General features: G+C 44.7%; 24 protein-coding genes, 1 other RNA gene and 1 other annotated feature. Of the genes, 21 read left to right on the forward strand and 4 right to left on the reverse strand.

Annotated elements, in window-relative coordinates:
- Positions 1-3: 3 nt before the first annotated feature.
- The 4 genes from dtd (at position 4) to ssrS (ending at position 4,198) form a co-directional block, all read left to right on the forward strand.
- Complete coding sequence (gene dtd / locus BW944_RS00140; RefSeq protein WP_076556313.1) at positions 4-450, forward strand: D-aminoacyl-tRNA deacylase; 447 nt, start codon at positions 4-6, stop codon at positions 448-450.
- A gap of 51 nt (positions 451-501) precedes the next feature.
- Positions 502-723, forward strand: a binding site (T-box leader).
- 185 nt (positions 724-908) lie between these two features.
- Positions 909-2,183 (forward strand): histidine--tRNA ligase, encoded by a 1,275-nt coding sequence (hisS, locus tag BW944_RS00150; RefSeq protein ID WP_076556315.1) that lies wholly within the window; start codon positions 909-911, stop codon positions 2,181-2,183.
- A 2-nt stretch (positions 2,184-2,185) separates the two neighbouring features.
- Positions 2,186-3,949 carry an aspartate--tRNA ligase gene (aspS, locus tag BW944_RS00155; protein WP_076556316.1) on the forward strand — a complete coding sequence of 588 codons (1,764 nt, stop codon included), beginning with the start codon at positions 2,186-2,188 and terminating at the stop codon, positions 3,947-3,949.
- A gap of 56 nt (positions 3,950-4,005) precedes the next feature.
- A non-coding RNA gene (gene ssrS, locus BW944_RS00160) (6S RNA) lies at positions 4,006-4,198 on the forward strand.
- A 133-nt stretch (positions 4,199-4,331) separates the two neighbouring features.
- On the opposite strand, the gene BW944_RS00165 is transcribed toward ssrS, so the two are convergent.
- A complete protein-coding gene (locus BW944_RS00165) occupies positions 4,332-5,606 on the reverse strand; it encodes a replication-associated recombination protein A (protein WP_076556317.1) in 1,275 nt (424 codons plus the stop codon).
- Positions 5,607-5,723: 117 nt separating this feature from the next.
- Between BW944_RS00165 and BW944_RS00170 the strand changes: the two genes are divergently transcribed.
- The 17 genes from BW944_RS00170 to BW944_RS15305 all read left to right on the forward strand — a co-directional run bounded on the left by BW944_RS00170 (position 5,724) and on the right by BW944_RS15305 (position 21,286).
- Positions 5,724-6,398 carry a YczE/YyaS/YitT family protein gene (locus BW944_RS00170; protein ID WP_076556318.1) on the forward strand — a complete coding sequence of 225 codons (675 nt, stop codon included), beginning with the start codon at positions 5,724-5,726 and terminating at the stop codon, positions 6,396-6,398.
- Positions 6,352-6,771, forward strand: coding sequence for a cysteine metabolism transcriptional regulator CymR (gene cymR / locus BW944_RS00175; protein WP_076556319.1), 420 nt, complete (start codon positions 6,352-6,354; stop codon positions 6,769-6,771). The genes BW944_RS00170 and cymR overlap by 47 nt, the downstream gene beginning before the upstream one ends.
- Before the next feature lie 18 nt (positions 6,772-6,789).
- Positions 6,790-7,920, forward strand: a complete 1,131-nt coding sequence (locus BW944_RS00180) for a cysteine desulfurase family protein (RefSeq protein WP_076556320.1) — start codon at positions 6,790-6,792, stop codon at positions 7,918-7,920.
- Positions 7,921-7,931: 11 nt separating this feature from the next.
- Positions 7,932-9,044, forward strand: a complete 1,113-nt coding sequence (gene mnmA / locus BW944_RS00185; RefSeq protein WP_076556321.1) for a tRNA 2-thiouridine(34) synthase MnmA — start codon at positions 7,932-7,934, stop codon at positions 9,042-9,044.
- A gap of 66 nt (positions 9,045-9,110) precedes the next feature.
- Complete coding sequence (locus BW944_RS00190; protein WP_076556322.1) at positions 9,111-9,770, forward strand: tetratricopeptide repeat protein; 660 nt, start codon at positions 9,111-9,113, stop codon at positions 9,768-9,770.
- A gap of 15 nt (positions 9,771-9,785) precedes the next feature.
- Positions 9,786-12,110 carry an SF1B family DNA helicase RecD2 gene (recD2, locus tag BW944_RS00195; RefSeq protein WP_076556323.1) on the forward strand — a complete coding sequence of 775 codons (2,325 nt, stop codon included), beginning with the start codon at positions 9,786-9,788 and terminating at the stop codon, positions 12,108-12,110.
- A gap of 435 nt (positions 12,111-12,545) precedes the next feature.
- A complete protein-coding gene (alaS, locus tag BW944_RS00200; RefSeq protein ID WP_076556324.1) occupies positions 12,546-15,182 on the forward strand; it encodes an alanine--tRNA ligase in 2,637 nt (878 codons plus the stop codon).
- A 61-nt stretch (positions 15,183-15,243) separates the two neighbouring features.
- Positions 15,244-15,513, forward strand: coding sequence for an IreB family regulatory phosphoprotein (locus tag BW944_RS00205; protein WP_076556325.1), 270 nt, complete (start codon positions 15,244-15,246; stop codon positions 15,511-15,513).
- Positions 15,513-15,929, forward strand: a complete 417-nt coding sequence (gene ruvX / locus BW944_RS00210; RefSeq protein ID WP_076556326.1) for a Holliday junction resolvase RuvX — start codon at positions 15,513-15,515, stop codon at positions 15,927-15,929. The genes BW944_RS00205 and ruvX overlap by 1 nt, the downstream gene beginning before the upstream one ends.
- Positions 15,930-15,943: 14 nt before the next feature.
- Entirely contained in the window at positions 15,944-16,228 is a 285-nt protein-coding gene (locus BW944_RS00215) for a DUF1292 domain-containing protein (RefSeq protein ID WP_076556327.1), read from the forward strand.
- A gap of 181 nt (positions 16,229-16,409) precedes the next feature.
- Complete coding sequence (gene mltG / locus BW944_RS00220) at positions 16,410-17,534, forward strand: endolytic transglycosylase MltG (protein ID WP_076556328.1); 1,125 nt, start codon at positions 16,410-16,412, stop codon at positions 17,532-17,534.
- Between the two features lie 91 nt (positions 17,535-17,625).
- A complete protein-coding gene (locus tag BW944_RS00225) occupies positions 17,626-18,261 on the forward strand; it encodes an O-methyltransferase (protein ID WP_143525627.1) in 636 nt (211 codons plus the stop codon).
- A gap of 25 nt (positions 18,262-18,286) precedes the next feature.
- A complete protein-coding gene (udk, locus tag BW944_RS00230; RefSeq protein WP_076556892.1) occupies positions 18,287-18,931 on the forward strand; it encodes a uridine kinase in 645 nt (214 codons plus the stop codon).
- Between the two features lie 94 nt (positions 18,932-19,025).
- Positions 19,026-19,502, forward strand: coding sequence for a transcription elongation factor GreA (greA, locus tag BW944_RS00235; RefSeq protein ID WP_076556330.1), 477 nt, complete (start codon positions 19,026-19,028; stop codon positions 19,500-19,502).
- A gap of 83 nt (positions 19,503-19,585) precedes the next feature.
- Positions 19,586-20,224 carry a YrrS family protein gene (locus BW944_RS00240; protein ID WP_076556331.1) on the forward strand — a complete coding sequence of 213 codons (639 nt, stop codon included), beginning with the start codon at positions 19,586-19,588 and terminating at the stop codon, positions 20,222-20,224.
- 21 nt (positions 20,225-20,245) lie between these two features.
- Positions 20,246-20,926, forward strand: a complete 681-nt coding sequence (locus tag BW944_RS00245) for a 5'-methylthioadenosine/adenosylhomocysteine nucleosidase (RefSeq protein WP_076556332.1) — start codon at positions 20,246-20,248, stop codon at positions 20,924-20,926.
- 234 nt (positions 20,927-21,160) lie between these two features.
- The gene (locus tag BW944_RS15305; protein WP_268794069.1) at positions 21,161-21,286 is read left to right on the forward strand and encodes a hypothetical protein; all 126 of its coding nucleotides are present in this window, start codon (positions 21,161-21,163) and stop codon (positions 21,284-21,286) included.
- Positions 21,287-21,488: 202 nt separating this feature from the next.
- Here the strand turns inward: BW944_RS15305 and mnhG are convergent, their stop codons facing one another.
- From mnhG to BW944_RS00260, 3 genes are read right to left on the reverse strand one after another with little or no spacing between them, the layout of a single operon-like run.
- Complete coding sequence (gene mnhG / locus BW944_RS00250; RefSeq protein WP_076556333.1) at positions 21,489-21,848, reverse strand: monovalent cation/H(+) antiporter subunit G; 360 nt, start codon at positions 21,846-21,848, stop codon at positions 21,489-21,491.
- Positions 21,829-22,140, reverse strand: a complete 312-nt coding sequence (locus BW944_RS00255) for a monovalent cation/H+ antiporter complex subunit F (RefSeq protein ID WP_076556334.1) — start codon at positions 22,138-22,140, stop codon at positions 21,829-21,831. The genes mnhG and BW944_RS00255 overlap by 20 nt, the downstream gene beginning before the upstream one ends.
- Entirely contained in the window at positions 22,140-22,616 is a 477-nt protein-coding gene (locus BW944_RS00260; protein ID WP_076556335.1) for a Na+/H+ antiporter subunit E, read from the reverse strand. Before BW944_RS00260 ends, BW944_RS00255 begins: the two co-directional genes overlap by 1 nt.
- Positions 22,617-22,622: the final 6 nt, after the last annotated feature.

Here is a 22,622-nt window from a genome sequence, read left to right on the forward strand (position 1 = left end):
AGTATGAAGGCAGTAGTACAACGTACCACGGGTGCTAAAGTTACTGTGGAACAACAGGAAAAAGGTACAGTGGACTTAGGGCTCGTCGTTCTTCTGGGTGTCGGTCAGGAAGATACGGAGAAAGATGCAGCTTATCTGGCTAAAAAGATCCCGCATCTCAGAATTTTTGAGGATGATACCGGGAAAATGAATTTGTCGACAGTGGATCTTAACGGGAAAATCCTCTCAATATCACAGTTTACGCTTTTCGGCGATTGTCGGAAGGGGCGCAGACCTAATTTCATGCAGGCGGCCAAACCTGATGCAGCGAATGAATTGTACGAGAAATTCAATGAATTTATACGTCAGGAAGGAATGGAAGTAGAGACGGGGGCATTCGGAGAGATGATGCAGGTGGATCTGATCAATGATGGTCCCGTAACGCTGATTCTTGATAGTAAAGAAGGTTGAATCTTGACATAACAACCGGACGTCTATATGATAGTAATCAATTCAATAAAATGAAAACCGATAAGGAAAAAAGTAGTCGATAACCATATAGCCAGAGAGAAAGTGCCAGTGGCTGAAAGCACTTTTCTATTGATGCATTGATGAAAGACATTTCCTAGGTGCCATGTCGAACCCTCAGAAGTAGGCATGGACGAAAGATCTGCGTTAAGGATCCTAAAGTGGAAGTAGTTAAACTTCAATGAGGGTGGCACCGCGGGAAGTCCCGTCCCTTTTTCTGCAGAAATGCAGAAAAAGGGACGGGACTTTTTTATGTTGCTGCCAGGAGCGTATATATTCATAACACCGTGGGGGGAGTGCCTCATGATGAATGGAGTTGCGCTTTTTGGATCAAGACAAGATATCCGATTACTTATGGAACGAAACTCGATAATAGTTGATTATTTGAAGGAGGAATTCATATGGCTATGAATGCACCGAGAGGCACGCAGGATATATTACCTGGGACTTCAGAAAAATGGCAATATATAGAAGAGGTTTTAAGGGATCTATCCCGTCGGTTTCACTATAAAGAAATACGCACACCTATCTTTGAGCATACTGAGCTTTTCCAAAGGGGTGTGGGGGATTCTACGGATATCGTACAGAAAGAAATGTATACGTTTGAAGACCGGGGCGGACGAAGCATAACTCTAAGACCTGAAGGGACAGCTTCCGTAGTACGTTCTTTTGTTCAGAATAAGTTACACGGACTGGCGAATCAGCCGACGAAGCTGTTCTATTTCGGACCGATGTTCCGTTACGAACGTCCTCAACAGGGAAGATACCGTCAATTTGTCCAATTCGGTATAGAAGCTCTCGGAAGTGAAGACCCTGCCGTAGATGCTGAGGTCCTTTCCTTTGCGTTGAAATCCTACCAGGATCTGGGTCTCAAATCCCTTAAGCTCGTACTGAATAGTCTCGGCGACCAGGAAAGTCGTGAAGCGCATCGTCAGGCGCTGGTCGATCATTTCTCCCCTCATAAGGAGGAGCTCTGTGAGGATTGCCAGTTACGTTTGGAACAGAATCCTCTCCGCATACTGGATTGTAAAAAAGATAAGGATCACCCTGCAATGGGAACAGCTCCCTCTATTCTGGAGTACCTTAATGAATATTCGAAAACGTACTTTGATAAGGTGAAGCACTACCTTGATGCTATGGACATCGATTATGTGATAGATCCGAATCTCGTACGTGGTCTCGACTATTATAACCATACCGCCTTTGAAATTATGAGTGAGGCGGAAGGGTTTGGTGCAATCACTACATTGAGTGGAGGTGGCCGTTACAACGGACTCGTTGAAGATATCGGAGGCCCGGCCACTCCAGGGATCGGTTTCGCTTTGAGTATCGAAAGACTGCTGATGGCCCTTGAAGCGGAAGGTGTAGAACTCCCTGTGGAGAATCAACTCGATTGTTACGTAGTGGTTATGGGAGAAAAAGCGGAAGTCGAAGCAGTTAAACTCGTAGATAAACTCCGTTCCGAGGGGCTCCAGGTCGACAAAGATTATTTGCATAAAAAAGTGAAGGCACAGTTCAAAGCTGCAGACCGTCTGAAAGCTAAAAAAGTGATTGTTCTTGGCGATAGAGAAATAGAAGAAGGTATTGGAAACGTAAAAGATATGGCCTCCGGTGAACAGAAAGAAATATCACTCGAGGACATTTCTGCAGAATTGAAGGATACGAAGGGGGAATAGCAATGGAACGAACTTCTTGTGGAATATTAAGAGATTCGAATAAAGGGGAAAAAGTATTGTTGAAAGGATGGGTCCAAAAACGCAGGGATCTCGGTGGATTGATTTTCATCGATTTTCGTGACCGTTCCGGTATTGTTCAGGTGGTTTTCAACCCCGAGGTATCTAAAGAAGCCCTCACGATAGCCGAATCAGTGCGAAGCGAGTTTGTCCTTGAAATAGAAGGAGAAGTCGTAGAACGTGCAGAAGGTACGGTGAATGAACAGCTCGATACCGGTAATATCGAAGTTGTCGCTACGGACGTACAGATTTTGAACAAAGCGAAAACTCCTCCTTTCATGATCGAAGATGAAACGGATGTGGCTGAAGACGCCCGTCTGAAATATCGTTATATAGATCTGAGAAGAAAAGAAATGCAGGAGACCTTCCTTATTCGTCACAAAACCACCCAGGTTATCCGCGACTTTTTGAATCAGGATGGGTACCTGGAGATGGAAACGCCAATCCTTACTAAAAGCACACCGGAAGGAGCGAGAGACTACCTCGTGCCTAGCCGCGTTCATGACGAAGGCTTTTATGCTTTGCCTCAATCCCCGCAGTTATTTAAGCAGCTGCTGATGATGAGCGGTTTTGAAAAGTACTATCAGATTGCCCGCTGCTTCCGGGACGAGGACCTACGTGCTGATCGGCAGCCCGAATTCACCCAGGTAGATGTCGAAGCATCGTTCGTAACGAAAGAAGACATCATGAATATGACGGAAGGTATGATGAAGGCTGTAATGAAAGAGGTGAAAGGAATAGATGTCAATGTACCTTTCCCTCGTCTTTCTTATGAAGAAGCGATGGAACGCTACGGTTCCGATAAACCGGATACCCGGTTCGGTCTTGAACTGGTCAACATCTCCTCGCTTGTAAAAAACAGCGGCTTTCAGGTTTTTGAAAAAGCAGTGGCTTCTGGAGGGCAGGTCAGCGCCATCAACGTTGAACAGCAGGCAGATCAATTTTCCCGTAAAGACATTGACCAGCTCACAGAAGATGTGAAGGTTTATGGCGCGAAAGGGTTGGCTTGGATGAAGATGAAAGACGGGGAACTGACCGGGCCTATCGCCAAGTTTTTCGGGAAGGAAGAAGCCTCTTCGATCAGGGAAGCGTTGAATGCGAAGGAAGGGGATCTGCTGCTATTCGTTGCTGATAAGACGAGTGTCGTCCACGACAGTCTTGGTGCTCTGAGACAGAAGCTTGGATCCCGGCTCGGTCTCATCGATCATTCGATCTTCAACTTTTTATGGGTCATTGACTGGCCGCTATTCGAGTATAATGAAGATGATGGAAGATATTATGCTGCGCACCATCCGTTCACCCTACCTGCTGCCGAAGATGAGCAACATATACTGGACCGTCCGGAAAGTGTGCAGGCAGAAGCATATGACATCGTTCTGAACGGTTATGAACTCGGGGGAGGCTCTTTACGTATCCATGAACGGGATCTGCAGGAGAAAATGTTTGAAGCACTCGGATTTTCAAAAGAGGAGGCGAATGAACAGTTCGGCTTCCTGATGGAAGCTCTTGATTCCGGTGCGCCACCCCATGGAGGCATCGCTTTTGGTCTGGATCGCCTCGTCATGATATTGGCCAATCGTACGAATTTACGTGATACGATTCTGTTTCCTAAAACAGCATCCGCTTCAGATTTACTGACCAATGCACCTTCGAAAGTGGATGAAAAACAATTGGATGAATTGAACCTGGAGCTTAACAAAAAGAAATGATATCCCTTGATAACCTTCAGTTTGTGTGCTATGATTTGATTACAAAGTAAAGGAAGACAATCCTGATGTGTTCGTTGTAAAACTGTACGTTTTGACCGAACATTTATGAGAAGGGAGTCCGAAGTTTCTGCATGGAATGAATGCCTCGTTGTATTTTATACTTAGAGGACTCAGGAAGTGCAGAACAGGACACCCACCTGCCAGTAGCGGGTTCAAAACTCATGACACAACGGCACGATTGGGATTGTTTCTTTTATGAACAAAAACCCGACTTTCAAAGTCGGGTTTTTTACGTGCTATAAATGCTTTGGACTTTCTTTAATTCAGAAAGCGAGATAACTTCTGATCTGAGCAACCCTTCCCCTGAAAAAGGGGAGGTAGGTCATTTTTTCTTTTGCCCATTTATTTTTTCATATACCTTTTGGAGTGCCTGTTCATATTTACCATTCGATTTCGGTTCATAGTAGGAACGATGCTTGATCGTCTCCGGCAGGTATTGCTGGTCGACCCAACCGGAAGAGGAGTTGTGTGGATACTGGTATTCTGTGCCATGTCCAAGAGCTTCTGCCCCCTTGTAATGGGAATCCTTCAGATGGGCTGGTATTTCTCCGCTGTTACCTTTTTTTACATCACTGATAGCTGCGTCAAGCGCTTTATAGGCACTGTTCGATTTAGGTGACAGGGAAAGATCTGTAACGGCCACGGAAAGAGGTATTCTGGCTTCTGGAAAGCCGAGCCTCTCTGCAGCCTCGACTGCATGTAATGCTCTTGGTCCTGCCTGAGGATTGGCGAGTCCTATATCCTCGTAAGCTATGACCACAAGTCTTCTTGCGATACTTTCCAAGTCTCCTGCTTCTATGAGGCGAGCAAGATAATGAAGCGCAGCGTTTACATCACTACCTCTGATCGATTTCTGAAAAGCGGAAAGAACGTCGTAGTGAGCATCCCCGTCCTTATCATGGGAGAAGCTTTTCTTTTGCATGCATTCTTCAGCTACGGAAAGGTCGATGGCAATAAACCCGTTCTCGTCCTTCTTCGTAGAAAAGGCGGCGAGCTCAAGTCCATTGAGAGCTGCGCGCAAATCCCCATTCGAAGCGAATGCGAAATGTTCGAGTGCTTCTTCCGTGATGTCCAGATCAAGATGGGCGAGACCTTCCTCGTCATTTCTGGCTTTTTCAATAGCTTCTCTTACGTCACTTCGGGAGAGTTTCTCCAGTTCGAAGAGATGCACACGACTTCTTATAGCGGGATTGATGGAGTGATAGGGATTACTCGTTGTACATCCGATCAGGGTGAGGGTGTTTTTCTCGACGTGAGGAAGTAAAAAATCCTGTTTCGCTTTATCAAGTCTATGCACTTCATCAAGGATGAGTACCATCCCTCCATGCATTTTTGCTTCCTCCACTGCGACTTCCATGTCTTTTTTCTTATCTGTCACTGCGTTCAATATCTTATAGGGCATGGATAAACTTTTGGCAAGAGCTATAGCAAGCGAGGTTTTTCCGGTTCCTGGAGGGCCGAAAAGAATCATGGATAGAAGCCGATTGGAATCTATCATACGGTGCAAGGTTTTTCCCTCGCGTACGAGATGGGATTGTCCTATAATGTCATTTATATGTGTCGGTCTCATTCGGAATGCCAAAGGTTGTTGACTCATTGTTTCCTCCTTGTAGGGAATGTCATACGGTAATCCTAGGGTGTTCCCGGAAAAAATGCAAGCACCCCCATCTTCGTGATATAATGTCGTGTGGTAAAATAGGAAGAAGGAATAATTATGAATAAAAATATTCGAACAACAAAAATCAGGTGGACGTATTTTACAATCGGTCTGGTCATTCTTGCTTTCGGAATCTCCCTTACTATTCAGGGGAGGGCTCTCGGTATAGGTCCATGGGATGTTTTCCACTACGGACTTTTCAAACAGTTCGGCCTTACAATAGGGACATGGTCCATTATCGCAGGGATATCCATCGTGGTATTGACCTCTCTTTTTTATCGTCAGTGGCCACGTATCGGGACGATCCTCAACATGGTGCTCATAGGCGTTTTCATTGATATATTCAACTGGATTCTCGTAGAACCGGAAACGCTAAGCATGCAGATCTTCGTGTTTATTACAGGTACAGTCATCATGGCTCTCGGGATAGGAGTTTATGTCGCCCCTGATCTCGGTGCAGGACCGCGGGATAGCTTTATGCTGATGCTTTCAGATGTTCTCGGCTGGAAGGTTTCCACATCGAGGAACGTGATGGAAGTCACGGTAGCTCTTCTCGGTTGGCTGTTGCAGGGACCAGTAGGTGTAGGTACCGTGTTTATAGCACTTATGCTCGGAACGATGGTCGGTTACAGTCTGCCGTTCGCTAAAAGCACAATGAACTTTTTCATGAAAAAGGGTGAACAGAATGAAAATATCAACAAAGGGCCGTTATGGTCTAACAATAATGATTGAGCTAGCGCGTAAATATGGGGAAGGCCCCGTGTCTCTTAAGCAGATAGCAAGAGACAATGATTTGTCGGAACATTATCTTGAACAGCTGATTGCTCCTCTGAGAAACGCAAGTCTCGTAAAAAGTGTACGGGGAGCTTACGGCGGTTACATGCTGAAAATGAAACCGAATGAGATTACAGCTGGCGATGTTATCAGAGTCCTCGAGGGTCCGATCACTCCTGTAGAAGGTATTGAAGACGAAGAACCTGCAAAGCAGGCGTTATGGCTTCGAATCAGAGATGCGGTCAAGGATGTGCTTGATACCACGACATTGGAAGATTTGAAAAACCATACAGGAGATCAGACGCAAGACGAATTTATGTTCTACATTTGAATGCAGGAGGAAATAACCATGGAAGCCATTTACTTGGATCATGCTGCAACCACCCCTGTACATGAAGAGGTGATCGAAGCGATGATCCCGGTGTACCGGGAAGTATTCGGAAATCCTTCGAGCATACACCAGCATGGCAGAAAAGCAAGACAGATATTAGATGAGGCGAGAAGAAATATAGCGTCGGTTTTAGGAGCGAACGAAAAAGAGATCATCTTCACCAGTGGAGGGACGGAAGCGGATAACCTTGCTATTTTCGGTGTAACGGAGAACACTGGGAAAAGCCATATCATTACAACTTCCATTGAACATCACGCTGTTCTTCATACGATGCAGGAACTGGAAAAGCAAGGCTGGGAGGTAACGTATGTCGATCCTGAACCTGATGGAGCGGTCGATCCGGAAAAAATCGAAGCTGCTCTCCGGGAGGACACGGTTCTTGTTTCCGTTATGATGGTAAACAATGAAACGGGCGTGAAACAACCGGTGGAACGGATAGCGGATATTCTCGAAGATCACACTGCTTATTTTCACTCCGATGCTGTCCAGGCCCTTGGAATCGAAGATATTGATGTGAAGACTATGAATGTGGATCTGATGGCTTTTTCAGGCCATAAGATCAGTGGTCCAAAAGGAATCGGTTTTCTTTATGCGACAGAAGGGATACCACTAAAATCCCGTACGTTCGGAGGGGAACAGGAACGCAAACGCCGGGCCGGCACTGAAAATGTCCAGGCGGTGAAAGGGCTAGAGAAGGCGGTACAACTCCTCAAGGACAATAAGCAGGAAAGAGTGGAGGAGTATAGTAAATACAAAACTCTCTTTCTTGAAACGTTGAATGATCAAGAGGTGCCATATCAGGTGAATGGGATGAACGCCGTGGCTTCTATCGTTAACCTCAGCTTCAGCGATATGAACGTGGAAACGATGCTTACGAACTTCGACCTGGAGAAGGTTTCCGCCTCGAGTGGGAGTGCATGTACTGCCGGGTCAGTCGAACCTTCTCATGTCTTAAGTGCTATGTTTCCGGAAGAGCCGGAGCGGATGACGAACTCTATACGCTTCAGTTTCGGGGCGGCCAACGATGAAGCCAATGTAAAAGAAGCCGCAATGCGTGTTGCTGCTATATATACACGACTGAACAAGTAGGAGGAAAAATCATGAAAGAACCGAAGGATACCCGTGTGGTGGTCGGTATGAGTGGGGGCGTCGATTCATCTGTGGCAGCTCTTCTTTTGAAAGAACAGGGCTACGACGTAGTCGGTATCTTTATGAAGAACTGGGATGACACTGATGAAAACGGGGTTTGTACAGCTACAGAAGATTATGAAGACGTGATACGTGTATGCAATCAGCTGGATATTCCTTACTACGCCGTCAATTTCGAAAAGCAATATTGGGATAAAGTTTTCACGTATTTTCTTGATGAATACAAAGCGGGACGAACTCCGAACCCTGATGTCATGTGTAACAAGGAAATAAAATTCAAAGCTTTTATGGAGCATGCGATGTCTCTAGGGGCCGATTATCTGGCTACCGGCCATTACGCCCGGGTCAGGGAAAACGAAGGCGTCTACGAAATGCTGCGCGGCGTGGATGATAATAAAGATCAGACCTACTTCCTCAACCAGCTGGATCAGAATGCGTTGTCGAAAACCATGTTCCCGCTGGGAGATATTCCTAAGCCGGAAGTAAGAGAAATCGCCCTTCGTAATGGACTAGCGACAGCGAAAAAGAAGGATTCTACAGGAATCTGCTTTATCGGAGAACGCAATTTCAAAGAATTTCTCAGTGAATATTTACCTGCACAACCAGGAAAAATGCAGACGCTATCAGGAGAAGTAAAGGGAGAGCATGATGGGCTCATGTATTACACGCTCGGACAGCGTCAGGGCCTTGGCATAGGCGGAGCAGGTGATCCGTGGTTTGTCGTGGGGAAGAATATACAGGATAACATTCTTTATGTCGGTCAGGGTTTTGATCATGAAGCACTGTATTCGGAGGCTTTAGTCGCTACAGAAGTGAATTGGACTACAGGAAAAGCACCTGAGGAACCTTTTACGTGCACGGCTAAGTTCCGCTATCGTCAGAAAGATTCGAGCGTTACCGTATATCCGTTATCCGAAGATCAGGTGAAAGTGGTCTTCGACGCGAGGGAACGCGCGATTACACCGGGACAGGCAGTCGTTTTTTATGACGGGGACGTCTGTCTCGGCGGTGCGACGATCGACGAAGTGGAAAAGAACAATCAACCGATGTCCCACGTGGGATAACGGAGAGATCAAGCCATGACCTCTATAAGTCATGGCTTGTTTCCTACATAAGAAAGGGGTATGAATATGGATAAATTGCAACAGGGCATCGACCGGATGCAGGATCAGGATTTTGAAGAAGCGGCTAAGCTTTTCACGGAGGCGATCGAAGAAAATCCCGAGGAACCGCTCGGTTACATCAATTTCGGTAATTTACTGCTTCATATGCAACAGTATGAACGGGCAGAACGCTTCTTTGAAAGGGCTATTTCTCTGGATGAGGAAGCAGCAACCGCTTATTATGGTCTAGGGAACGTTTATTATGATCAGGAAAAGTTCACACAAGCTCAGAATCAGTTCCTCCAGGCGGTCGAAAAAGGGCTTGATGAAGCGGATGTATACTTTCTGCTCGGAATGACCTTCGTACAGCAGGATTATCAGAAACTGGCGCTCCCTTATTTATCCAGAGCCTCGGAGCTTGATCAATCAGATGTGGATATCCAGTTTCAGTACGGGCTGTGCCTTGCACAGAATCAGCAGTTGGACCAGGCGAAACGCGTTCTTCATCAAGTCCTTGAGCTCACGCCGGAGCACGGGGATGCTTATTACAACCTGGGGGTCATCTCCATTTTCGAAGAGCAGCCGCAAGAGGCTTTGGATCGATTCGAAAAAGCTCTGGAAATCCAGGAGGATCATATGCTCGCTGCTCATGCGAAAGCCGAAGTGGAAAAAGCGCTCAATGAATGATAAGGAGTCGGACCAATGGACAATCAGCAATCTATGGTCGAGCAGGAAGAAAGACCGTATGTAAAAGCAGAACTGAAGCGGATGATCTTCCATAGGGAAGAAGAAACGTTTTCTATCGCTTCAGTGAAAGTTTTGGAGACCTCGGAGAGTTTCGAAGGGAAAGAACTTGTTATCAAAGGGTATTTCGCTCCACTGGAAGAAGGGGAGACCTATATATTGTACGGATCCTTCGAGACCCATAAAAAATTCGGGGAACAGTACGTCGTCGAAGAATATCGCCGGGTGATGCCGGAAACGAGAGACGGACTCATCGCGTATTTGTCCAGTGAGCTTTTTGATGGAATCGGAAGGAAAACTGCAGCAAGAGTCATTGATACACTTGGAGAAGATGCAGTTACAATCATACTCTCGGACAGGAATTCACTCGACCGTGTACCGAAGATGTCTGATAAAATCAAGGATAATCTTTACAAAGCTCTTGTTGAACATCAGGGGTTCGAACAGGTGATGGTTGAACTCACGAAACACGGACTTGGGCTTAAGACGATCCAGAAGATTTATGGAGCTTTTGGTAACCAGACTCTGGACATTCTGGAAGAGGACCCTTATCAATTTGTGTTCGCTGTCGAAGGGTTCGGGTTTTACCGGGCGGATGAACTTGCGAAGAACAGGAACCTCACACACAATCACCCGACAAGAATACGCGCCGGCTGTCTCTACACTCTACATCAGAACCTTCAGGCTGGTCATACGTATCTTCCACTTGAAACTTGCCTTCTAGAGATGGAACAATTGCTGCATTCTCCGGAGGAAGGCCCGTTATCTTATGAAGAGCTTTCATCCGAAGTGACCTATCTCGGAGAAAACAGGTATGTATTCATTGAGGAAGACCGGATATATCTTCCCTCCCTTTATTTTGCCGAGAATGGTTTCGTTACCCAGGTCGACCGGATACTGGCTGATGAAGTGAATACCGATTTTACACAGGCTGATCTCCTGAAAGTGATCGGTTCGATCGAGGAAGAGGAAACGATGAGTTATGGTAAAGAACAGTTCGAAGCGATTGAAACGGCACTCAAAGAAAAAATGATGATTATCACCGGAGGCCCCGGGACAGGGAAGACGACGGTCATCAAAGGGCTGTTACACGCTTACTCAAAACTCGAAGATTGTTCTCTTGACCCGAAAGATTACACGAAAGATGTGCCTTTCCCCTTCGTACTCACTGCTCCGACAGGACGTGCTGCAAAGCGGATGACTGAATCCACCGGGTTACCTGCGAGTACCATTCACCGTCTCCTCGGCTGGGACGGTCATCAGACGTTCGAAAAGGACCATACCAATCGGATCGAAGGGAAATTGTTGATCATCGACGAATTCTCTATGGTCGATATGTGGCTATCCAATCAACTTTTTCGTGCTATCCCTTCGGATATGCAGGTGGTCGTAGTAGGGGATGAAGACCAGTTGCCCTCGGTCGGACCGGGGCAGGTACTTGCTGATATATTGGCATCAGGAGAAATTCCTTCCATCCAGTTGAATGAAGTGTATCGACAGAAAGAAGGTTCGAAAATCATTCATCTTGCCCATGCTATAAAGAATGATGCTTGTACACCGGATATGCTCAGCAAGGAGAAGGACTTCAACTTCATTAAGGCTCCTGAAACGCGGTTGAAGGATGTCGTGACAGATATTGTCGCCAAAGCCCACGAGAAATCGATAGACCTTAAAGACATCCAGGTGCTTGCTCCGATGTATCGTACAGAAACAGGGATTCATGAAATCAACCGGGCTTTGCAGGAGAGGGTAAATCCCAAAAACAAGAATAAACGTGAAATGGAATGGAAAGGAAACATTTTCCGAAAAGGGGACAAAGTCATTCAGCTTGTTAATCAGCCCGAAGAAGGCGTGTTCAATGGAGATATCGGAGAAGTTGCAGCGATTTTTCGCGCCGAAGAGAATGTGGATCACATAGAGCAGCTTGTCATTGAATTCGATGGAAAAGAAGTGACTTACCCGAGAAAAGAACTATCTAATATTATGCTTGCCTATTGCACCTCTATCCACAAATCACAGGGGAGTGAATTTTCTATAGTCATTCTGCCAGTGACGTATCAGTACAAGCGGATGCTGAAGAAGAATCTCCTTTATACGGCCGTTACGAGGGCCAAACAGTCCCTCATACTTTGTGGCGATCAGCAGGCTTTCCTCAAGGGGATCCGGACGAAAGACACGAATCAGCGGTTCACGTACCTGCAGGAAAAGCTGAAAAAAGAAACGACGGTTGTCTATGATGAAGAAGACGAAGATGAAGCAATGTCTCCATATGATTTTATGTAAGAAGCTCATGCGGTGTGTTTTTGAGAAACCGTTGACATAAGCCTGTATGTTGCTTATAATAACGCTTAGTTCATAGGACGAACATGATGATGGGAATAAGTACGTGAATCGAGACTTGAAGAGAGGCGCCTCCTTCGGCTGTAAGAGGTGCTATGTTCTGTTTTGCGGAAAGCTCTCCCGGAATGCGGGTTAATCCCCTACGGCTGCCAGGACACCGTTATCTGTCCCGAAAGCGATGGTTTAACCATAACCAGGGTGGTACCGCGGTCACGTCCGTCCCTCAGATTACAAACTGAGGGGCTTTTTTTATTATCAGCAAATGGACTGACAACATGTCTCCTGTAGCTGAGATACACTTGATTACTCAGGAGAAAGTTCAACAGTCCGTACGAATGGTCGGACTACATATTACGAAAATGAAGGAGGAGATTTCCAATGAAATCATTGACATCAGCAGACGTCAGACAGATGTTTCTCGATTTTTTCAAAGAGAAAGAACACGGAGTGGAGCCGAGTGCCTCACTCATCCCGCATGAAGATCCGACATTGCTGTGGATCAACAGTGGTGTGGCTACCCTGAAGAAATATTTTGACGGGCGGGTTGTTCCGGAGAATCCACGCATTGCAAATGTTCAAAAATCGATCCGTACGAATGATATTGAAAATGTCGGCTTCACAGCGCGACACCATACTTTTTTCGAAATGCTCGGAAATTTTTCCATCGGTGATTATTTCAAAGAAGAGGCGATTGAGTTCGCATGGGAATTCCTTACGGGGGATAAATGGATTGACTTTGATGAAAACAGGTTGTCTGTGACAGTTCATCCGGAAGATGATGAAGCGTATGCTATCTGGAAGGATAAAATCGGTCTTCCTGTAGAGAGAATCATCCGGATTGAAGAAAATTTCTGGGATATCGGAGAAGGTCCGAGTGGCCCGAATACGGAGATCTTTTATGATCGCGGAGAAGATTATGGCAAGGATCCCGACGACCCGGAACTTTACCCGGGAGGTGAGAACGAACGGTACCTTGAAATATGGAACCTTGTGTTCTCCCAGTTCAACCATAATCCTGATGATACGTATACACCTCTTCCGAAAAAGAACATTGATACCGGCATGGGGCTCGAACGTATTGTATCCGTCATCCAGGATACGAGAACCAACTTTGAAACGGATCTGTTACTTCCTATTATCCGTCAGAGTGAAGAGATTTCCGGACGCTCCTATGATGAAAATGAAGAAACGGATGCCGCTTTCAAAGTGATTGCCGACCATATCAGAACGGTAGCATTCTCCATCGGTGACGGAGCTCTACCCTCTAATGAAGGAAGAGGATATGTGCTGAGACGCCTTCTCCGCAGAGCTGTACGTTTTGCGAAGCAGCTGGGGATTGATGAACCGTTCATGTATAAACTTGTGCCGACAGTAGCGGAGATCATGGAAGATTTCTATCCGGAAGTGAAGAAGAACGAAAGTTTTATTCAGACAGTGATTCAGGCGGAGGAAGAACGCTTCCACGAAACTCTGAACGACGGTCTTGCAATTCTCTCCTCGATTATGGAACGGGAGAGGGAAAAGGGGAGCCGAGTCTTCCCCGGAGAAGATGTATTCAGATTATATGACACGTACGGGTTCCCGAAAGAACTGACCGTAGAATATGTGGAACACGAAGGTTTCAGTGTTGACGAAGAAGGTTTTCGTGATGAGATGGAAAAGCAAAGAGCCCGTGCCCGAAGCGCGCGACAAAAAACGGACTCCATGCAGATCCAGGACAGTGTTCTAAGCGATATCCACACAAACAGTGAGTTTGTCGGATACGATCTTCTTGAAACAGATAGCGTAATTACAACGCTTATCAAGGAAAAATCGCTGGTCGAAGAAGCGGGTGAAGGAGATACCATCCATCTACTCATGGACCGCACCCCTTTCTATGCTGAAAGCGGAGGTCAGATTGCGGATAAAGGATTCTTATCTACGGAGGCTGTAACGGTGGAAATCACCAATGTACAGAAAGCGCCGAACGGTCAGAATTTACATGAAGCCAAGGTGAAGGAAGGGGTGCTTCATAAAGGAGATCAGGTGAAGGCGACGGTCGATCATCACTCCCGTTCATATATAGTGAAAAACCACACAGCCACTCATCTTCTGCATCAGGCTCTTAAGGATGTGCTTGGGGAGCATGTGAACCAGGCTGGCTCACTTGTTGCCAGTGAACGTCTCCGTTTCGATTTCTCCCACTTCGGTAGTGTGACAGAGGATCAATTGAAAGAAATAGAAAGAATCGTCAATGAAAAGATTTGGAGTTCTCTACCGGTATCAATCAGCTATAAGACACTCGAAGAAGCTAAAGAAGAAGGGGCGATGGCTCTCTTTGGAGAGAAGTACGGAGAGAATGTACGTGTCGTCGGAATCAGTGATTACAGCCTTGAACTTTGCGGAGGCTGTCATGTAGTGAACACTTCCGAAATCGGGTTGTTTAAAGTACAGTCCGAAACGGGAATTGGTGCAGGAACACGTCGTATTGAAGCAGTGACCTCCAAAGCGGCTTACGAACTTATGAATGAAAGGGAAGCCATTCTTCGTGCATCAGGAGAGTTAGTGAAAGCACATGTGGAACAGGTGCCTGAAAGGATTCAGGGGCTTCACGAAGAGATCAGGCAACTTAAAAAGGAAAACGAATCCCTGACGTCGAAGCTCTCCAATTTGGAAGCTGCATCGATACTGGATGATGTAAAAGAGGTAGAAGGTGTTAAAGTTCTCGCTAAACAGGTGGATGCAAAAGACATGAATGCACTCAGGTCGATGATGGATGATCTGAAGCAGCAGATTTCTTCAGGCGTGATTCTGTTGACCGCCCCATCAGGCGAAAAAGTCCAGCTTATTGCCGGCGTATCAAAAGATCTCGTGGAAAAGGGTCTGCATGCCGGCAATCTTGTGAAAGGAGCGGCTTCTCGCTGTGGTGGAGGCGGCGGAGGACGTCCAGACATGGCTCAGGCCGGAGGTAAAGATCCGGAAAAAATCCCGGAAGCTCTCGATTATGCGTATGAATATGTTTCGGAGAACGTCTGATTTTTATTCTGCGGAAAAGAAGTATATAATGGAGGGTGACTATTAGTGCGAGGTGATGTTAATGAGTTCGATGGATAGAACGATGAGATTCAATTTCTCTGAAGAACCTGATGATCAGGACGTAGAGTCAATTTTAATGAACGTGTATGAAGCACTTCACGAAAAAGGGTATAATCCGATCAATCAGATCGTCGGCTATCTTCTTTCAGGAGACCCGGCTTATATCCCTCGCCACAAGGATGCACGTAATCTGATAAGAAAAATTGAACGGGATGAACTGATCGAAGAATTAGTGAAGTCGTATCTGAACAAGCAAAAAGAGGGTAAGTAATGAAAAAAATCGGTCTGGATGTCGGTGAGAAGACAATAGGACTTGCTATCTCCGACTCCTTAGGTATGACAGCTCAGGGTATCAAGACCATTGAGTGGACAGAAGATGATTATTCTATCGCTCGTAGAGAACTCACTCCTCTTATCGAGGAGGAGTCTGTAACAGAAGCGGTCGTAGGATATCCAAAGAATATGAACGGGTCTATTGGCCCTCGGGCTGAGCAGAGTGAACGGTTCGCAAAATGGCTTGAGAAGAATTTCAACCTGACCGTTCATCTCTGGGATGAACGATTGACTACTATGGCTGCAGAACGAGTTTTATTAGAAGCGGACATGAGTAGAAAGAAACGCAAAAAAGTAGTGGATAAAATGGCAGCAGTTATAATCCTACAGGGATTTCTGGATGCTTCACAATAAGGAGGATATAAAGCATGGCATTAGAAAAAGAAGAGAGAATTGTAATACCTGATGAAAACGGTGAAGAACATCTTTTTGAAGTATTATTCACTTTCGATGTAGAAAAGACTGGTCATTCCTACATTGCGGTAGTTCCAGCAGAACAAAAGGAAAATGAAGAAGTCGAAGTATTCGCTTTCCGTTATGAGGAAAAAGAAGATGATGAAGAGAATCTTTCCCTCTACCAAATCGAATCCGATCAGGAATGGGAAATGGTAGAAGAAATGCTCAATACATTGACAGATGAAGATTTGACTTAAAACAAAAACCCCGGCGCATACCGGGGTTTTTATTACTGTTGAATGAGGCATGTTCTTAGTTGGAGTGAAAAAAGTTACTCTTCCCTGATTTATTTGTGAGGGACCCCTCCCATGAATTGAATGTTCTTCGACAGGAATCAATAAATTATAGTATAATATATCCGGTGAAGGGGGATGTAACGTGTCAGATTCAAAATTCAAAAAAGAGTATGAAACGAAGAAAAAGTCCCGTTCTGAAGAAGCGGGGACGGTGCGTAAAATTGTTGCAACCGTATTGATAACTATAACAATCGTTCTGATTGTAGGCATTGTAGGTGGCTATTTTTATATTTCCAATGCGCTTGAGCCGGTAAACGAAAATAATGAAGAACCCGTGAATGTGGAAATACCTACTGGTTCTACGAATTCAGAAATAGCAGCGATCCTTGAAGAACAAGGGATCATTTCTAATTCAACAGTATTCAGGTTTTACACGAAATTCAACAATGAAACAGGATTTCAGGCCGGTAATTATCAATTCACGCCTGCCATGAAATTGGACAATATCATTGAATCTTTGCAGACTGGTCAGATTGTCAAAGATCCTGTGAAACGTGTGACCATACCTGAAGGATATACGCTGGAACAAATAGCCGAGGTATATGCTGAAGAATTTTCTTTTTCAAAGGAAGATTTCATGAATAAGGTGAACGACTCTGAATATATTTCTCAATTGATGGAGAGTCATCCTGCGTTACTGACGGAAGAGATCCTTCAGGAAGAGATCCGCTACCCTTTAGAAGGTTATTTGTTCGCTGCTACGTACCCTTTCTATAAAGAGGAAGTGAGTGTTGAAGAAATAGTCGAAAAGATGGTTTCGAAAACAGAATCTGTTGTAATGCCGCGTATGGAATCCCTGGAAGAACAAGGGCTTAATGTACATGAAGCGGTCACTATGGCCTCTCTACTTGAGAATGAAGCCAGAACTGCTCAAAGCCGTAGAGAGATTGCCGGGGTGTTTTACAACCGTCTTGAAGAAGAGATGCCTCTTCAGACGGACCCAACCGTAGCGTATGCACATGGAGAACATCTGGAACGTACCATGTATGATGATCTGGAAATTGAATCACCGTATAATACGTACCACGTGACCGGGCTACCGATTGGTCCAATCTCCAATTTCAATGAAAATTCCATTGAAGCTGCAGCTAGTCCTATCAACTCGGACTACTTATATTTCCTTGCAGACAATGAAGGTAATATCCATTACTCCGAGACTCTGGAAGAGCATAACAAAAAACGCGACGAATATCTGTCTGAAGAATAGGAAGAAGGAAAGCGGGAAAATTCTCGCTTTCCTTCTTTTTTCTATGTTAAAATAATTAAGTTGTAAATGGAAAAGGTAAAGGAAGATGACTATGAATAGAGAATCGGATTATCTCCGGGGCCTTGTGCCGGAGTCGGAAGAATTCATCCGAAATATGGAAGAATACGCGGAAGAAAATCGTATTCCAATCATGGAAAAAGAGTCTATGCATTTTCTGAAACAGCTACTGCACATAAAAAAATGCGCGACTGTTCTGGAAATAGGTACGGCAATCGGTTATTCCGCCATTGAGATGGCCCATGCACATCCGGAGATTCACATCGTTTCGATAGAAAGAGACAGACAAAGGTATGAGGAAGCGATGAATAATAAAATGAACTCAGACGTAAGCGAAAGGCTCACTTTCCATTATGGGGATGCCCTTGAAATGGAGGAGGAGTTAGGGGAGTTCGGACCGTTTGATGTATTGTTCATTGATGCAGCGAAGGGTCAGTACCGTCGTTTTTTTGAATTATACGCGCCTTTGCTAACTGATGATGGTATCATCATATCAGACAATGTGTTGTTCAAGGGACTTGTAGCAAACCCCGACACGGAGGATAAAAGAATGGTGAAAATAGCTGATAAAATTCGGACCTTCAACGAATGGCTTACACAATTAGAAGATTATGATACCTCCATTCTCCCTATAGGAGATGGAGTGGCACTTACGACTAAACGCATGTAAGATGAGAGAGGAGATCGGTTTTTCGATGATGGATAAACCTATTGTAATCGGGGTAGCGGGGGGATCCGGCTCCGGAAAGACGAGTGTAACGAAATCTATAATTCAACAGTTCACAGAACATTCGATATTAATGATCGAGCAGGACTATTATTACAAAGACCAATCTCATTTGCCTTATGAGGAAAGATTGAATACTAATTACGATCATCCCTTGGCGTTTGATACTGATCTTCTGATTGAACATATTAATCAACTCATAAACAGGGAATCGATTAAAAAGCCGATTTATGACTATAAAATGCATACCCGTTCGGATCAGACGATGCATGTGGAAGCGAAAGATGTCATTATACTTGAAGGCATTCTCATCCTTGAAGATGAAAAGCTTCGTGATCTGATGGATATCAAGGTTTTTGTGGATACGGATGCTGATGTAAGAATCATAAGAAGAATGATGAGAGATATAAACGAACGGGGAAGAACCCTGGATTCAGTCATTGAACAATATACGAATGTAGTAAGGCCTATGCACCTGCAATTCGTTGAACCTACGAAGAGATATGCGGATATCATCATTCCGGAGGGTGGCCAAAATCACGTCGCTATTGATATCATGGCTACAAAAATCCAAACTATTCTAAGAGAACGAGGATTGCTTACAGAATTTTGAAGGATGCAGTGAAAATAGTTGACTGTTAAGCATAATTTGGTAAAGTATAGAGAGATTCATTAGTAAGTTGATCAGTTACAAGGAGTGTTTAGACATGCCAGAAGAAAATAGCTTTTATATGACCGAAGAAGGTAAAGCGAATTTGGAAAGTGAACTCCATGAATTGAAAACAGAGAAAAGAAAAGAAGTTGTCGAACGTATAAAGACTGCGAGAGACTTCGGAGATCTTTCGGAGAACTCGGAGTACGACGCAGCAAAAGATGAACAGGCTTTCGTGGAAAGCCGTATCCAGCAAATAGAGCACATGATCAGAAATGCTGTAATCATTGAAAATGATTCGGATAACCCTGATGTAGTTACTCTTGGGAAAACGGTAAAATTCCAGGAAATTCCTCAAGGAGATGAAGAGGCTTACACGATAGTAGGAAGTGCAGAAGCCGATCCATTCGAGGGTAAAATATCCAATGAATCTCCTATAGCGAAAAGTCTGCTTGGAAAAGAAATCGGGGATAAAGTTACCGTACACACTCCTGGAGGAGATCTTGAAGTGAAGATAATATCTGTATCTTAAGCAGGAATTAAGTTTCCTGCTTTTTTGCTATTTCCATCCTTCTGCTTTCAATTGTATAATACATATATAAGGAGGGTGTTCATATGGATGAACAAGCTGGGAAATCAAGACGGGAAAGAATGAAACACAAACGGAATAACAAGAAACTACTCTCCTTCTTGACAGGTATTCTGGCCGCAGTATTAGTTTTGTGGGCAGCTGGAAGCTTAATGGGCAGTGATGAAGAGCCCGAGTCCTCAGAATCGACCAATTCCGCTGAGTCGGAAACTGAAAATACTGAGAACCAAGAGACTGCATCGGAAGAGTCCACGGGTAATCAAGTGTCAGCTGAACAACTCCCGGAAGAAGCCTCGGAAGAAGAGGGGGATTCAGAGGAGTACGTCATAGAAAACAGTTCGAATGATAATGTAAGTCGTGTCGTCAAGAAGGAATGGGAGACAATTGATACAAAGCAGGATACCTCAGGTCGCCACGTCGCTTCTTTTGATAGGGAATCGACCGACTGGAATGAAATCTTGCAGGCCGTTTCGGTGGCTACGGAATTGAAAATGGAAGATATGATTACCTGGCGTGTCGAGAATGGCGGTGGACCTCAATTAGTCTCCGCTGTCGTTTCAGACAGTTCACAGGACAACGTTTACCGGGTACGTGTTGAATGGCAGAAAAAAGAAGGATACAAGCCGGTTCAACTCGAAATTTTGAAAGATAACCCTTATAACTGAGGAGCAAAAGGAGCTTTTTGGATGACAGTCGGAATTATTGGAGCCATGGATCAGGAAATCGCTTATTTGAAGAATGCTATGGTCATAGAAGAAGAACGTTCAGTCGCCGGTCAAACATTTACCAAGGGTCGGCTCAATGATAGAGATGTGGTGCTTTTGCTATCAGGCATAGGGAAAGTGAATGCAGCGATGTCCACGACTATTCTTCATGAAGAATTCGATGTGGAATATGTGATCAACACCGGTTCTGCAGGAGGATTCGATCAAACACTCGAAGTGGGGAATGTAGTTGTTTCGGATGCTGTTCTTCACCATGACGTTAATGTGACTGCTTTCGGTTACGTACATGGTCAGATCCCCGGAATGCCGGAGCAATACCCGTCTGATGAAAGTCTCTCTAAAGCTGCGCTTGATTACCTCGAGTCTTCAGGTATAGGGGGAAAAAGAGGAATTATAGCTTCCGGAGATACATTTATGCAGGAGAAGGAGAAGGTCTCTGAAGTGCGGAGACGTTTTCCTGAACTCATAGCAGTAGAGATGGAGGCTGCAGCGGTTGCTCAAGTCTGTTACAAATATGGTACTCCTTTTGTGGTTATTCGGGCTCTCTCAGATATAGCGGGTAAGGAATCCTCCATTTCTTTTGAACAGTTTCTTGAACAAGCGGCGAAGAATGCAACGGAAATCATCAAAAAGCTGGTTTGAATATTAATGAGTTTGGGACAGAACGTATAGTAGATGTACAAAAACGAATATTCGAAGAAAAACACGGAGACTTCAATGGGAACAGCACGAGCTGAAACCGGGCCCATGGAAAGCGACGTGTTTTTTCTTACGCGTCATTCCATAAAAGAAGGCATATAAAAATCCGAACAATGTTGTTCGGATTTTTAAACGTAAAGCTCTGTTAAAGCCTATTGTTGATCATAGGAACGGAAGGTGGGGACGCCTGCGGGACTGGCATGGAAGGAAAATAGCCCGGATCGACCAGAGGGAGCTTCGAAAAGTTTCCGCCATGCCCGCGGCAAGCTTCCACCTGAAGAGACGAATATCAACAAACGATAACAGAGCCAAACGTAAAAATTTTTTGTCCCAGATTATTTTGTTTAATTTAAGGCTACCCTGATTATTTTCAGGGTAGCCTAATTTAATTTTGAGTCTTATTCACTTTTCAACTTTCTCCGCTTGATAAAAGGAAGTTTCGTTATGCTTTCTCGGAAGGTGTCATTAATCCCGAAAAAAAGCGCCCCTGTATTCTTGAGACTCTCTAATCTTTGAAAGTTTTGCTGTAGTCGTCCCTGACAGCTTCCGGAGACAGGGGCACACCGCTTTTATAAGCTGCGCGACCTATCATATGAGCGGAAACAGGAGCGGTGATCAATACGAAAATGATACCTAGTAATAGTTTCCCGCTGACAATACCGTGTTCATTGATCATAAACAGGAAAGCTCCAAGCATAAGTCCTGCCACGCCGAGAGTCGAGCTTTTCGTAGCGGCGTGAAGTCTCAAATACACGTTTTTGAAACGTACGACTCCTATTGAACCTGATAAAACAAAGAATGTGCCGGATAACAGGAAGAAAATGATGAGTATGTCGAGAAATAAATTAATCCACGTTCCGCTCAATAATAACACCCTTTTCTATGAATTTCGCCAGGGCGATCGTTCCGATAAACAACAGGATGCCGATCAACAGTACGACATCATTCAATCTCGTCGTAACAACGATGATCGTCACCAGGCCTGCAAGAGCCATAAGAGTGATGCCCATGACATCAAGAGCCACAGCTCTATCAGGGTTCGTAGGTCCTTTGAGCACCCGGTAGAGCAAGAGGAATATGGAAATGCCGACACCGATGATAGCTATTTGCGTAGAAATGTCTATTAACGTTCTGGTCAGAGCGAGCGCGTTCTCCATCACCGGGTCACCTCCATAATCGCTTTTTCGAATGATTCTTTGATATCTGTAATCGATGATTCAATATCAGGTATATCCATAGCATGAATGTAAAGCGTCTCATGATCATCACTCACCGCAAGAGAGAGTGTACCGGGAGTAAGGGAAATGAGATTTGCAAGAATAGTGATTTCCCAGTCGCTTTTGACTTCCAGTGGAAGGGCGAAAATCCCCGGACGATTATCAAGGTCTTTTTTATAGACGAATTTGATTATATCTATAGAAGATACGATCAGTTCCCGTATGAATAGTAACAGGAGCAATAACACTTTCCATACTTTAGTAATATAGAATGGTCTATTGATAAACCGTCGCATAATGAATAAAAGGAATATACCTAAAATATACCCGACGACAAAGGCAGTAAATGTGTACGTTTCACTGAGGAACATCCACATAATCGCTATAATGATGTTTAATACAATTTGAAATGGCATAAACGT

This window comes from Salimicrobium flavidum, from assembly GCF_900156645.1.
GTDB classification, from domain to species: Bacteria; Bacillota; Bacilli; order Bacillales; family Halobacillaceae; genus Salimicrobium; species Salimicrobium flavidum.